The organism is Citrobacter sp. wls615 (assembly GCF_005281355.1).
In the GTDB taxonomy this organism is placed as follows: domain Bacteria; phylum Pseudomonadota; class Gammaproteobacteria; order Enterobacterales; family Enterobacteriaceae; genus Citrobacter; species Citrobacter werkmanii.
This window is the reverse complement of the sequence record NZ_SZXM01000066.1, coordinates 25,404-38,946: the sequence shown is the minus strand read 5'-3', so window position 1 is coordinate 38,946 and position 13,543 is coordinate 25,404. Positions and strand designations below refer to the sequence as shown.

Genomic DNA, 13,543 nt, shown 5'->3' with positions numbered 1-13,543 from the left:
AGTGAGCAATCTGTCGCTCGACTTTTCTGATAATACTTTTCAGCCACTGGCCGCGCGTATGCGGCCAGAAAATTTAGCGCAGTATATCGGCCAGCAGCATCTGCTGGCTACGGGTAAGCCTTTGCCGCGTGCCATCGAGGCCGGGCACCTGCACTCCATGATTTTATGGGGACCACCGGGAACGGGTAAGACCACCCTTGCCGAAGTCATTGCCCGTTACGCTAATGCCGATGTTGAACGAATTTCGGCTGTCACCTCTGGTGTGAAAGAAATTCGTGAAGCGATTGAGCGTGCGCGTCAGAACCGTAACGCTGGCCGACGCACAATATTGTTTGTGGACGAAGTCCATCGCTTTAATAAAAGCCAGCAGGATGCGTTTTTACCGCATATTGAAGACGGTACAATTACGTTTATTGGCGCTACCACCGAAAACCCCTCGTTTGAACTGAATTCGGCACTGCTGTCGCGGGCACGCGTTTATTTGCTGAAATCGTTAACCACCGACGATATTGAACAAGTACTGGATCAGGCGATGGCTGATAAAGCGCGGGGTTACGGTGGTCAGGATATTGTTCTGCCACAAGAGACGCGTCGGGCGATTGCTGAACTGGTTAATGGTGATGCGCGGCGGGCGCTGAATACGCTGGAAATGATGGCCGATATGGCCGAAGTTGATGATTCCGGCAAGCGCATATTGAAAGCGGAATTGCTGACCGAAATTGCCGGTGAACGCAGCGCGCGCTTTGATAATAAAGGCGATCGCTTTTACGATCTCATCTCAGCCTTACACAAGTCGGTACGTGGTAGCGCGCCGGATGCGGCGCTCTACTGGTATGCGCGAATCATTACCGCTGGCGGCGATCCGTTGTACGTTGCCCGTCGCTGCCTTGCGATTGCCTCTGAAGATGTGGGCAACGCAGATCCGCGCGCTATGCAGGTGGCGATTTCCGCGTGGGATTGTTTCACTCGCGTGGGACCCGCAGAAGGCGAACGGGCAATTGCTCAGGCGATTGTTTATCTGGCCTGTGCGCCGAAGAGTAACGCGGTTTACACCGCCTTCAAGGCCGCACTGGCCGATGCCCGTGAACGTCCGGATTACGACGTTCCCGTTCACCTGCGCAATGCGCCGACCAAGCTGATGAAAGAGATGGGCTACGGTCAGGAGTATCGTTACGCACATGATGAACCAAATGCCTATGCCGCCGGAGAAGAGTACTTCCCCCAGGAAATGGCACAAACGCGCTATTATCGCCCCACAAACAGAGGTCTTGAAGGCAAGATTGGCGAAAAGCTCGCCTGGCTCGCCGGACAGGATCAAAATAGCCCTATAAAACGCTACCGTTAGTGTTATCGTTGCGGTAATGTTGTCTCTGTATCCCTGTGACCGCAGGCTGTGGTCACTTTTCCCATTTTAATTCGATAAGCACAGGATAAGCATGCTCGATCCCAATCTGCTGCGTAATGAGCCAGACGCAGTCGCAGAAAAACTGGCAAGCCGGGGCTTTAAGCTGGATGTAGATAAGCTGCGCGCTCTTGAAGAGCGTCGTAAAGTTCTGCAGGTACAAACTGAAAACCTGCAGGCAGAGCGTAACTCTCGATCGAAATCCATTGGCCAGGCAAAAGCGCGCGGGGAAGATATCGAGTCTTTACGTCTGGAAGTGAACAAACTGGGCGAAGAGCTGGATGCCGCGAAAGCTGAACTTGATACCTTACAGGCCGAGATCCGCGACATTGCGCTGACCATTCCGAACCTGCCAGCGGATGAAGTTCCGGTGGGTAAAGATGAAAATGACAACGTCGAAGTCAGCCGCTGGGGTACACCGCGTGAGTTTGATTTCGAAGTTCGCGATCACGTTACCCTGGGTGAAATGCACACGGGTCTTGATTTCGCCGCTGCGGTGAAGCTGACCGGCTCTCGTTTCGTGGTCATGAAGGGGCAGATCGCACGTATGCATCGTGCGCTGTCTCAGTTCATGCTGGATCTGCATACCGAACAGCATGGTTACAGTGAAAACTATGTTCCGTATCTGGTTAACCATGACACGCTGTACGGTACAGGCCAACTGCCGAAATTCGCTGGCGATCTGTTCCATACCCGTCCGCTGGACGAAGAAGCTGACAGCAGTAACTACGCGCTGATCCCAACTGCCGAAGTTCCGCTGACCAACCTGGTGCGTGACGAAATCATTGACGAAGATGCGCTACCGATCAAAATGACTGCGCATACGCCGTGCTTCCGTTCTGAAGCTGGCTCTTACGGTCGTGATACCCGCGGTCTGATCCGTATGCACCAGTTCGATAAAGTTGAGATGGTGCAGATTGTTCGTCCGGAAGATTCAATGGACGCGCTGGAAGAGATGACCGGCCACGCCGAGAAGGTTCTTCAGCTTCTGGGTCTGCCGTACCGTAAGATCATTCTGTGCACCGGCGACATGGGCTTCGGCGCATGCAAAACCTACGATCTGGAAGTGTGGATCCCGGCGCAGAATACCTATCGTGAAATCTCTTCCTGCTCCAACGTGTGGGATTTCCAGGCCCGTCGCATGCAAGCGCGTTGCCGCAGCAAATCCGACAAAAAGACCCGTCTGGTGCATACGCTGAACGGTTCCGGTCTGGCAGTTGGACGTACGCTGGTGGCGGTAATGGAAAACTATCAGCAGGCAGATGGCCGCATTCAGGTTCCGGAAGTATTACGTCCGTACATGAATGGCCTGGAATTCATCGGCTAAGCTACCTTTTCTATGCGAAAAAGCGCCTTAGGGCGCTTTTTTTATGCCCGTTTGACGTCGGACAATAACCACTACCCACATAGGAGTAATACTGCCTTCGAATGAAAGTCAGTATCTACCAGTCTGTATATTAATACTAGCGATATATAAAAATATATACAACGAGTATTTATTGTTGGTTTATTGTGAGCAGCAGAGTGAGCCCCTATGAAAACTAAGATCCCCGATGCCGTGCTGGCAGCTGAGGTTAGTCGCCGCGGTTTGGTAAAAACGACGGCGATAGGCGGACTGGCGGTGGCCAGTAGCGCGTTTACCCTGCCATTTACCCGTATTGCCAATGCCGCCGAAGCCATTAATCCCACGCAGCGCAATGAGAAAGTCATCTGGAGCGCGTGTACGGTAAACTGCGGTAGCCGCTGTCCACTGCGGATGCATGTGGTAGACGGTGAAATAAAGTATGTCGAAACCGACAACACTGGCGATGACAACTATGACGGTCTGCACCAGGTGCGAGCTTGTCTGCGTGGTCGCTCGATGCGTCGTCGCGTTTATAATCCCGATCGTCTGAAATACCCGATGAAACGCGTCGGCAAGCGTGGCGAAGGCAAATTTGAGCGCATCAGTTGGGATGAGGCGTACGAGATTATTGCCAGCAACATGCAGCGTCTGATTAAAGACTATGGTAACGAATCTATCTATCTGAACTACGGCACCGGCACGCTGGGTGGCACCCTGACGCGCTCCTGGCCGCCGGGTAAAACCCTGGTAGCACGTCTGATGAACTGCTGTGGTGGTTACCTGAATCACTACGGGGACTACTCTTCGGCACAAATCGCTGCCGGGTTGAACTACACCTACGGCGGCTGGGCCGACGGTAACAGTCCGTCCGACATTGAAAACAGCAAGCTGGTTGTTTTGTTTGGTAATAACCCTGGCGAAACCCGTATGAGCGGGGGCGGGGTAACCTATTACCTTGAACAGGCGCGACAGAAATCCAATGCCCGGATGATTATTATCGATCCCCGCTATACCGATACCGGCGCGGGGCGTGAAGATGAATGGATCCCGATCCGTCCTGGTACAGATGCGGCGTTGGTTAATGGTCTGGCGTATGTCCTGATCACCGAAAACCTGGTGGACCAGGCGTTTCTCGACAAATACTGCGTGGGTTACGACGAGAAAACCTTGCCAGCTGACGCGCCGAAGAATGGCCACTATAAGGCGTATATTCTTGGTCAGGGGACTGACGGTGTTGCCAAGACCCCGGAATGGGCGGCACAGATTACCGGTATTCCCGCGGACCGTATCATCAAACTGGCGCGCGAAATTGGCAGCGCTAAACCGGCATACATCAGCCAGGGGTGGGGGCCGCAGCGTCATGCTAACGGTGAAATAGCGACCCGTGCTATTTCTATGCTGGCCATTCTGACCGGTAATGTTGGCATCAATGGCGGCAACAGCGGTGCGCGTGAAGGCTCTTACAGTCTGCCGTTTGAGCGTATGCCCACGCTGGAAAACCCTGTTGAAACCAGCATCTCAATGTTTATGTGGACGGACGCTATTGAGCGTGGTCCGGAGATGACGGCGCTGCGTGACGGCGTTCGCGGCAAAGATAAGCTTGATGTTCCGATTAAAATGATTTGGAACTATGCTGGTAACTGCTTGATTAACCAGCACTCTGATATTAACCGCACGCACGAAATCCTGCAGGATGACAAGAAGTGCGAGATGATTGTTGTCATCGACTGCCATATGACCTCCTCAGCGAAATATGCGGATATTTTGCTGCCAGACTGTACCGCTTCCGAACAGATGGACTTCGCGCTGGATGCGTCCTGCGGAAACATGTCCTATGTGATTTTCACCGATCAGGCGATCAAACCACGTTTCGAATGCAAGACTATCTACCAGATGACCAGCGAGCTGGCGAAACGCCTTGGCGTCGAGCAGCAGTTTACCGAAGGTCGTTCTCAGGAAGAGTGGATGCGTCATCTGTATGAGCAGTCGCGCAAAGCCATTCCTGAATTGCCTGGGTTTGAAGAGTTCCGTAAACAAGGCATCTTTAAGCAGCGAGATCCTGAGGGGCATCATGTGGCGTACAAAGCGTTCCGTGAGGATCCCAAAGCCAACCCGCTCACCACGCCGTCGGGTAAGATCGAAATTTATTCGCAGCAGCTTGCCGGGATCGCGGCAACCTGGGAACTGCCGGAAGGAGATGTGATCGATCCATTGCCGATTTATACCCCTGGCTTTGAAAGCTTAGGTGATCCGCTAGTGGAGAAATTCCCGCTGCAACTGACCGGCTTCCACTACAAATCTCGCGTCCACTCGACCTATGGCAACGTAGATGTTCTGAAAGCATCCTGCCGCCAGGAAATGTGGATCAATCCGTTGGATGCGCAGCGACGTGGCATTAACAACGGCGACAAGGTACGCATCTTTAACGATCGTGGCGAGGTGCATATCGAAGCGAAAGTGACGCCGCGTATGATGCCCGGCGTGGTGGCATTAGGCGAAGGGGCCTGGTACGACCCGGACACGAAGCGTGTGGATCAGGGCGGCTGTATTAACGTCCTGACGACTCAGCGTCCTTCTCCTCTCGCGAAGGGGAATCCGTCACATACGAACCTTGTTCAGGTTGAAAAGGTGTAAGGAGTAACCGATGACAACCCAGTATGGATTTTTTATTGATTCCAGCCGTTGCACCGGTTGCAAAACCTGCGAACTGGCCTGCAAAGACTTCAAAAATTTAACCCCGGATGTCAGTTTTCGCCGCATTTACGAGTACGCGGGTGGCGACTGGCAAGAAGACAATGGTGTCTGGCACCAAAACGTTTTTGCCTATTACCTCTCTATTGCCTGTAACCACTGTGAAGACCCGGCCTGCACCAAGGTATGTCCGAGCGGCGCGATGCACAAACGTGAAGATGGCTTTGTCGTCGTGGATGAAGACGTGTGCATTGGTTGTCGGTATTGTCACATGGCCTGTCCTTACGGTGCGCCCCAGTACAATGCGGAAAAAGGACATATGACCAAATGCGATGGCTGCCATGAGCGCGTCGCTGAAGGTAAGAAACCTATCTGCGTCGAGTCCTGCCCACTGCGTGCGTTGGATTTCGGTCCGATTGACGAACTGCGCAAAAAACACGGTACTCTGGCCGCTGTTGCGCCACTCCCGGGCGCGCACTTCACCAAACCGAGCATTGTCATCAAACCTAACGCCAATAGCCGCCCGACCGGGGATACCACGGGTTATCTGGCCAATCCGAAGGAGGTGTAAGATGGGAAGTGGATGGCATGAATGGCCGCTGATGATCTTTACGGTCTTCGGACAGTGTGTGGTTGGTGGCTTTATCGTTCTGGCATTGGCGTTAATGAAAGGGGACTTACGTCCTGAATTGCAGCAGCGGGTAATCGCCTGCATGTTCGGGCTGTGGGTACTGATGGGCATTGGCTTTATTGCTTCTATGCTTCACCTGGGCTCGCCGATGCGTGCCTTTAACTCGCTCAATCGCGTAGGCGCTTCTGCGCTGAGCAATGAAATCGCCAGCGGTTCAGTGTTCTTTGCCATTGGCGGCATCGGTTGGCTGCTGGCGATGTTGAAAAAAATGCCGCCCGCATTACGCAATCTGTGGTTAGTTGTCACCATGGTACTGGGCGTCATTTTTGTCTGGATGATGGTGCGTGTGTATAACACCATTGATACCGTGCCGACCTGGTACAGTGTCTGGACGCCGCTGGGTTTCTTCCTGACGCTGTTTATGGGCGGTCCGCTGCTGGGATATCTGCTATTGAGAATTGCCGGTATTGACGGTTGGGCGATGCGTCTGCTGCCAGCCATTTCAGTGCTTGCTCTGGTCGTGAGCGCCATTATGTCTGTAATGCAGGGTGCCGAACTGGCGACGATCCACAGTTCGATTCAACAGGCGTCTGCGCTGGTTCCGGATTATGGCTCGCTGATGGCCTGGCGGATCGTGGCACTGGCGTTAGCGCTGTGCTGCTGGATTGTACCGCAAGTCAAAGGTTACCAACCCGCAATACCACTGCTTTCCGTCGCGTTTATTCTGCTGATAGTCGGCGAGCTGATTGGTCGTGGCGTGTTCTATGGCCTGCATATGACCGTCGGTATGGCGGTTGCAAGCTAATCCATAATATGCCGGATGGCGGCTCGTGCCTTCTCCGGCCTACAGAACAGTAGGCCTTCACGCTGCTTGTCATCCGGCATTATGTCACGCCAGGTTTTTCGCCCCGGTTTTTTACTTCTGTTTGGTCAACGTGTCGTAACTGGTCATCAGATTGCGATAATCTGGAATGTGATTAGAGAACAACGTCGCCAGCCCTTCGATATCGTTACGCCAGTCGCGGTGCAGCTCACACGCGACGCCGAACCACGTCATCAATTGCGCACCAGCCTGCGACATCCGATCCCATGCTGAATGGCGGGTGATTTCGTTAAATGTACCCGAAGCATCCGTGACGACAAAGACGTCAAACCCTTCTTCTATTGCGGATAGCGCAGGGAAGGCGACGCAAACTTCCGTCACGACACCGGCGATAATCAGCTGCTTTTTGCCGGTCTCTTTTACTGCTTTCACGAAATCTTCGTTATCCCACGCGTTGATGTTTCCCGGGCGAGCAATATAGGGCGCATCGGGAAACTGAGCTTTCAGTTCCGGTACCAGCGGTCCGTTCGGCCCTGTTTCAAAACTGGTGGTCAGGATAGTCGGGAGTTTGAAGTACTTTGCCAAATCACCCAGGGCAAGCACGTTATTCTTGAATTTATCGGGATCGATATCCCGAACCAGAGAGAGCAAGCCAGCCTGATGATCGACCAGCAATACTGCCGCATTATCTTTATCAAGTCTTACGTAAGGTTTAGTCATGATATTTCTCCTGTTCGGCATCGGTGCGGGAAATTTGATGAGTTTAAGTCTGGGGAAAGAACGGTATCCGGACTGGAAGTATAAATAAGAACTTACTGTTCTATGTCGAAGACAATACCGCTCTGCATCTCGCATAGAGTTTAGTAAGAAATAAAAGTAAGGGGAGTCCATGAAATTTTTCGACTGAACGAAACGTGAGATTTTTGTTTTAGATCAATAAAAACAAGCAGATGTATTTTTCTGTTATTTATCCATTCACATTAAGAATCAGTAATACGAATCGATCGTCCAGAAAGCGCCTCAGCCCTCTGATTGCGCCGATTGACAATGTTTTTAGCAGTGGCATGATGCGCATGAAATTTGAGCTTCCTCACGGTTTTTATTCATGTCCATCTATACCCGTCCCGTCATGCTGCTGCTGTGCGGGCTGCTTCTGTTGACCCTGGCGATCGCCGTGTTAAACACGCTCGTCCCGCTTTGGCTCGCCCATGAAAATCTGCCAACCTGGCAGGTAGGTATGGTGAGTTCGTCCTACTTTACCGGTAATTTGGTAGGGACGTTGCTGACCGGGTATCTAATTAAACGCCTTGGTTTTAACCGCAGCTATTACATCGCCTCGTTTATTTTTGCCGCGGGCTGTGTTGGACTGGGGATTATGGTTGGATTCTGGAGCTGGATGACCTGGCGCTTCATTGCCGGCGTTGGCTGCGCCATGATTTGGGTGGTAGTGGAAAGTGCGCTGATGTGCAGTGGGACTTCGCGCAATCGCGGACGTTTGCTTGCCGCCTATATGATGATCTATTACGTGGGGACGTTTTTAGGGCAATTGCTGGTCAGTAAAGTATCAACAGAACTGATGAACGTGCTGCCGTGGGTGACGGGAACCATCCTGGCTGGGGTTCTGCCGCTGCTCTTTACGCGGATTGCCAATCAGCAGGGTAATGAACAGCACTCCACCCCTATTGTATCGATGCTGAAGCTGCGACAGGCGCGTCTGGGCGTTAATGGCTGCATTATTTCCGGGATTGTTCTGGGCTCTTTGTACGGCCTGATGCCGCTGTATCTGAACCATCAGGGAGTGAGCAATGCCAGCATTGGTTTCTGGATGGCAGTTTTGGTTAGCGCCGGTATTCTGGGGCAATGGCCGATTGGCCGCCTGGCGGACAAACTGGGACGCCTGCTGGTTTTACGCGTCCAGGTCTTTGTGGTTATCGTCGGGAGTATTGCTATGCTGAATCAGGCGGCGATGGCCCCCGCATTATTTATGTTGGGTGCGGCAGGTTTTACTCTCTATCCGGTCGCGATGGCATGGGCCTGTGAAAAGGTGGAACATCATCAACTGGTGGCCATGAATCAGGCTTTGCTATTAAGCTATACCGTTGGCAGTCTGCTTGGCCCGTCGTTTACCGCTATGCTGATGCAGAATTATTCAGATAGCTTGCTGTTTATCATGATTGCCAGCGTATCGTTTATTTATTTACTGATGCTGCTGCGCAAGACGGGCCACACGCCCAATTCTATCGCGCATATTTGACCTGTTTTAACAGAATACGAACAGGTACTGGTCGGGTTGGGATTGATTTTCCCGCTGCTGGCGAGAAGAGGGCATTAAGAAGGCGTTAGGTGGGTAACAGGTTTGTTACCCACCTGGAGACTTAATACATAACTTTATGACCATACTGCTCGAGAATGCCTTTTACGCGCTCCATGGTCTCTTTCTTCGGTGGTTTGACGCCATCCAGTTTGTACTCTTCGCCCATTGCCACCCATTTGTGTTTGCCCAGCTCGTGGTAAGGCAGCAGCTCAATTTTTTCAACGTTACCCATATCGCGGGTAAATTCGCCGAGGCGGTGTGCGGAGTCATCGTCATCAGACCAGCCAGGTACGACAACATAGCGGATCCACACTTTGATGTCTTTGTTTGACAGGTAACGCGCGAACTCCAGCGTACGATGGTTAGATACGCCGACCAGATTCTGATGGATTTCATCGTTCATCTGTTTGAGGTCGAGCATGACCAGGTCGGTGACTTCCAGCAGCTCATCGATCACCGGATCGTAGCGGCGAACAAAACCGTTGGTATCCAGACAGGTATGAATACCTTCTTTTTTACAAGCGCGGAACCAGTCACGTACGAACTCAGCCTGCAGGATAGCTTCGCCGCCAGACGCCGTCACGCCGCCGCCGGATGCGTTCATAAAGTGGCGATAGGTCACCACCTCTTTCATTAATTCGTCGACAGTGACTTCTTTACCGCCGTGCGTATCCCATGTGTCACGGTTATGGCAATACAGGCAGCGCATCAGGCAGCCCTGGAAGAAGGTAATAAAACGGATGCCCGGGCCGTCTACAGTGCCACAGGATTCAAAGGAGTGAATGCGACCAATAACTGACATTGCGGTGTTTCTCCAGATGTGGCCCATCCGGGGCCTGTGTTAGTGCACAGTTATTAACTGTGTCGAGTCTGTTTTGGCTGCTATCCATAAGTATAGATAGCAGCCAAAGCAGGCTATTAAAAAGGCCCCACTTACGTGGAGCCTTTATTGTACGCTTTTTAAAGTACGATTTCAGTCAAAACCAATTACATGGTCTGAGTGAAAGTACGAGTAATAACGTCCTGCTGCTGTTCTTTAGTCAGGGAGTTAAAACGTACTGCGTAGCCAGAAACGCGGATGGTCAGCTGCGGATATTTTTCCGGATGTTCCATCGCATCCAGCAGCATTTCACGGTTCATGACGTTCACGTTCAGGTGCTGACCACCTTCGATGGACGCTTCGTGGTGGAAGTAACCATCCATCAGACCAGCCAGGTTAGTCTTACGAACTTCGTCGTCTTTACCCAGTGCGTTCGGAACGATAGAGAAGGTATAAGAGATACCATCTTTCGCGTAAGCAAATGGCAGTTTAGCAACGGAAGTCAGAGAGGCAACAGCACCTTTCTGGTCACGACCGTGCATTGGGTTAGCACCCGGTCCGAACGGCGCGCCAGCACGACGACCGTCTGGGGTGTTACCCGTTTTCTTACCATAAACCACGTTAGAGGTGATGGTCAGAACAGACTGAGTCGGGATAGCGTTACGGTAAGTAGTCAGCTTCTGAATTTTCTTCATGAAACGTTCTACCAGGTCAACCGCCATGTCATCTACACGAGAGTCGTTGTTACCAAACTGCGGGTATTCGCCTTCGATTTCGAAGTCGATAGCCAGACCGTCTTCGTCACGAATCGGTTTAACTTTCGCATATTTGATTGCAGACAGGGAGTCAGCAGCAACGGACAGACCAGCGATACCACACGCCATGGTGCGGATAACGTCACGGTCGTGCAGCGCCATCAGAGAGGCTTCGTAGCTGTACTTGTCGTGCATGTAGTGGATAACGTTCAGCGCAGTGACGTACTGTTTAGCCAGCCAGTCCATGAAGTGATCCATACGGTCCATTACTTCATCGAAGTTCAGAACGTCGCCTTTGATCGGTTCAGATTTAGGACCAACCTGCATTTTCAGTTTTTCATCAACGCCGCCGTTGATTGCGTACAGCATGGTTTTCGCCAGGTTTGCACGCGCACCGAAGAACTGCATTTGTTTACCAACAACCATCGGGCTTACGCAGCAAGCGATAGCGTAATCGTCGTTGTTGAAGTCCGGACGCATCAGGTCATCGTTCTCGTACTGCAGAGAAGAGGTGTCGATGGACACTTTAGCGGCGAATTTCTTGAAGTTCAGAGGCAGTTTTTCAGACCACAGAACGGTGATGTTCGGCTCCGGAGAAGGACCCATGGTGTACAGGGTGTTCAGGAAGCGGAAGCTGTTTTTGGTAACCAGAGTACGGCCATCAACACCCATACCACCGATAGATTCAGTTGCCCAAATCGGGTCACCGGAGAACAGTTCATCATATTCCGGAGTACGCAGGAAGCGAACCATACGCAGTTTCATGACCAGGTGGTCAATCATTTCCTGAGCGTCTTGTTCAGTGATTTTGCCTGCTTTGATATCACGTTCGATGTATGCATCCAGGAAGGTGGATACGCGACCGAAGGACATTGCTGCGCCGTTCTGAGATTTAACCGCGGCCAGGTAGCCGAAGTAAGTCCACTGGATAGCTTCCTGAGCGTTGGTAGCCGGACCAGAGATATCGCAGCCATATTTCGCTGCCATTTCTTTGATCTGACCCAGCGCGCGGTGCTGTTCAGCGATTTCTTCACGCAGACGGATAGTCGCTTCCAGGTTTACGCCGTTTTCCAGGTCAGACTGCAGGGAAACAAACTGTGCGTATTTGTCTTTCATCAGGAAGTCGATACCGTACAGCGCAACGCGACGGTAGTCACCGATGATACGGCCACGGCCATACGCATCTGGCAGACCAGTCAGAACACCGGATTTACGGCAGTTCAGAATGTCTTTGGTATAAACATCGAATACGCCCTGGTTGTGGGTTTTACGGTATTCGGTGAAGATTTTTTTCAGCATCGGGTCCAGTTCGCGATTGTACGCTTTGCAGGAACCTTCAACCATTTTGATGCCGCCGAACGGAATGATCGCGCGTTTCAGCGGAGCTTCAGTCTGCAGACCAACAATTTTCTCCAGCGCTTTGTTGATGTAGCCAGCGTCGTGAGAAGTGATGGTAGAAGCAACGGAGGTGTCAAAGTCAACAGGCGCGTGAGTGCGGTTTTCCTGTTTAACGCCTTCCATTACGCTGTCCCACAGCTTGGTGGTCGCGTCAGTAGCGCCAGCCAGGAAGGACTCGTCACCCTCATACGGAGTGTAGTTTTTCTGAATGAAGTCACGTACGTTTACTTCATTCTGCCAGTCACCTTTGGTAAAACCTTCCCAGGCTGTGGCTAACTTTTCATTAAGCTCGGACATGTAACACCTACCTTCTTAAGTGGATTTTTTATTTACTGCGTGTAATGAGCATCAACAGATTAATGATGATCGTTACCACGCAGGTAAATGACCCAGTATGTCAACCCGACCAACAAACCGCCGCCGATAATATTACCGATCGTAACCGGAATCAGGTTATCGGTGATGAAATTCATCACGGTCAGGTGAGAAAAATTCTCCGGAGAAGAACCGACAGCGGTCCAGAATTCCGGGGTGGCGAAATCGCGTATTACAATACCCATAGGGATCATAAACATGTTTGCGATACTGTGCTCAAAACCGCTGGCAACAAACATTGCGACCGGTAATACCATGATAAACGCTTTGTCCATCAGGCTGCGACCTGAGTAGCTCATCCATACGGCCAGACACACCATCAGGTTAGCCAGAATACCGAGGCTTACCGCCTCAACAAAAGTATGATGCACTTTGTGGTCGGCTGTTTGCAGGACGTTGAGTCCCCACGCGCCGTTGGCGGTCATATACTCGCCGGAAAGCCACATAAGTAACACGAAGATCAGGGCGCCAATCAGGTTGCCGACATAAACGTTAAGCCAGTTTTTAGCCAACTGTCCCCAGGTAATACGACCACTGGCTTTAGCAACAACAATCAGTACGGTTGAGGTGAAGAGGTCTGCACCGCAGATAACACAAAGAATCAACCCCAGGGAAAAGCAGATACCACCTATTAATTTTGCCATGCCGAAGGGCATAGTACCGGTACCGGTAGTGGCGGTGATATAGAAAACAAAGGCAATTGAAATGAATACACCGGCAGTAATTGCCAGATAGAACGTCTTAAGCGGATGTTTCGTTGCTTTATAGACGCCTGCTTCTTCGGCAACTTTGGCCATTGCAGCAGGAAGTAAAAGATCAAAAGGGTTGTCAGCTTTCACACTAACTCTCTCTTTATTAAGTCGGCGACGAGATACTAACAAAGCATTATAGATGAGAATTTGATATAGATCATATCTCGCCTGGCTTATAGGCCCGCAAGACGCATGGTTTTTATGCGATTACGGAGTAACTTTTTGATTATCAAAATA

The 13,543-nt window shown here is 51.5% G+C and carries 10 protein-coding genes; 6 read left to right on the top strand and 4 right to left on the bottom strand.

Annotation, left to right across the window (positions count from 1 at the left end; genetic code table 11):
* The first annotated feature begins 1 nt into the window (after position 1).
* The 5 genes from rarA (at position 2) to FDX04_RS18390 (ending at position 6,874) form a co-directional block, all read left to right on the top strand.
* On the top strand, positions 2-1,345 hold the full coding sequence (gene rarA, locus FDX04_RS18410; protein WP_137349295.1) for a replication-associated recombination protein RarA: 1,344 nt from the start codon (positions 2-4) through the stop codon (positions 1,343-1,345).
* A 91-nt stretch (positions 1,346-1,436) separates the two neighbouring features.
* Positions 1,437-2,729, top strand: a complete 1,293-nt coding sequence (gene serS, locus FDX04_RS18405; protein ID WP_003836908.1) for a serine--tRNA ligase — start codon at positions 1,437-1,439, stop codon at positions 2,727-2,729.
* Positions 2,730-2,936: 207 nt separating this feature from the next.
* On the top strand, positions 2,937-5,381 hold the full coding sequence (dmsA, locus tag FDX04_RS18400) for a dimethylsulfoxide reductase subunit A (RefSeq protein ID WP_137359927.1): 2,445 nt from the start codon (positions 2,937-2,939) through the stop codon (positions 5,379-5,381).
* A gap of 10 nt (positions 5,382-5,391) precedes the next feature.
* Positions 5,392-6,009, top strand: coding sequence for a DMSO/selenate family reductase complex B subunit (locus FDX04_RS18395; protein WP_038639290.1), 618 nt, complete (start codon positions 5,392-5,394; stop codon positions 6,007-6,009).
* Between the two features lies 1 nt (position 6,010).
* A complete protein-coding gene (locus FDX04_RS18390) occupies positions 6,011-6,874 on the top strand; it encodes a dimethyl sulfoxide reductase anchor subunit family protein (RefSeq protein ID WP_137359928.1) in 864 nt (287 codons plus the stop codon).
* Positions 6,875-6,985: 111 nt separating this feature from the next.
* Here the strand turns inward: FDX04_RS18390 and ycaC are convergent, their stop codons facing one another.
* A complete protein-coding gene (gene ycaC / locus FDX04_RS18385; RefSeq protein ID WP_137359929.1) occupies positions 6,986-7,612 on the bottom strand; it encodes an isochorismate family cysteine hydrolase YcaC in 627 nt (208 codons plus the stop codon).
* A 385-nt stretch (positions 7,613-7,997) separates the two neighbouring features.
* On the opposite strand from ycaC, the gene FDX04_RS18380 reads away from it, so the two are divergent.
* Entirely contained in the window at positions 7,998-9,146 is a 1,149-nt protein-coding gene (locus FDX04_RS18380) for an MFS transporter (RefSeq protein WP_042309480.1), read from the top strand.
* 121 nt (positions 9,147-9,267) lie between these two features.
* Here the strand turns inward: FDX04_RS18380 and pflA are convergent, their stop codons facing one another.
* From pflA to focA, 3 genes are all read right to left on the bottom strand, one after another.
* Positions 9,268-10,008, bottom strand: a complete 741-nt coding sequence (gene pflA, locus FDX04_RS18375) for a pyruvate formate lyase 1-activating protein (protein WP_003035751.1) — start codon at positions 10,006-10,008, stop codon at positions 9,268-9,270.
* 185 nt (positions 10,009-10,193) lie between these two features.
* Positions 10,194-12,476 (bottom strand): formate C-acetyltransferase, encoded by a 2,283-nt coding sequence (pflB, locus tag FDX04_RS18370; RefSeq protein WP_006685273.1) that lies wholly within the window; start codon positions 12,474-12,476, stop codon positions 10,194-10,196.
* A gap of 59 nt (positions 12,477-12,535) precedes the next feature.
* Positions 12,536-13,393, bottom strand: coding sequence for a formate transporter FocA (gene focA, locus FDX04_RS18365; RefSeq protein ID WP_032939923.1), 858 nt, complete (start codon positions 13,391-13,393; stop codon positions 12,536-12,538).
* Positions 13,394-13,543: the final 150 nt, after the last annotated feature.

Coding starts and splice junctions, on each gene's coding strand:
- ycaC (WP_137359929.1), bottom strand. CDS start 7,612: ATGACTAAACCTTACGTAAGACTTGATAAAGATAATGCGGCAGTATTG.
- serS (WP_003836908.1), top strand. CDS start 1,437: ATGCTCGATCCCAATCTGCTGCGTAATGAGCCAGACGCAGTCGCAGAA.
- FDX04_RS18395 (WP_038639290.1), top strand. CDS start 5,392: ATGACAACCCAGTATGGATTTTTTATTGATTCCAGCCGTTGCACCGGT.
- FDX04_RS18380 (WP_042309480.1), top strand. CDS start 7,998: ATGTCCATCTATACCCGTCCCGTCATGCTGCTGCTGTGCGGGCTGCTT.
- pflB (WP_006685273.1), bottom strand. CDS start 12,476: ATGTCCGAGCTTAATGAAAAGTTAGCCACAGCCTGGGAAGGTTTTACC.
- dmsA (WP_137359927.1), top strand. CDS start 2,937: ATGAAAACTAAGATCCCCGATGCCGTGCTGGCAGCTGAGGTTAGTCGC.
- pflA (WP_003035751.1), bottom strand. CDS start 10,008: ATGTCAGTTATTGGTCGCATTCACTCCTTTGAATCCTGTGGCACTGTA.
- FDX04_RS18390 (WP_137359928.1), top strand. CDS start 6,011: ATGGGAAGTGGATGGCATGAATGGCCGCTGATGATCTTTACGGTCTTC.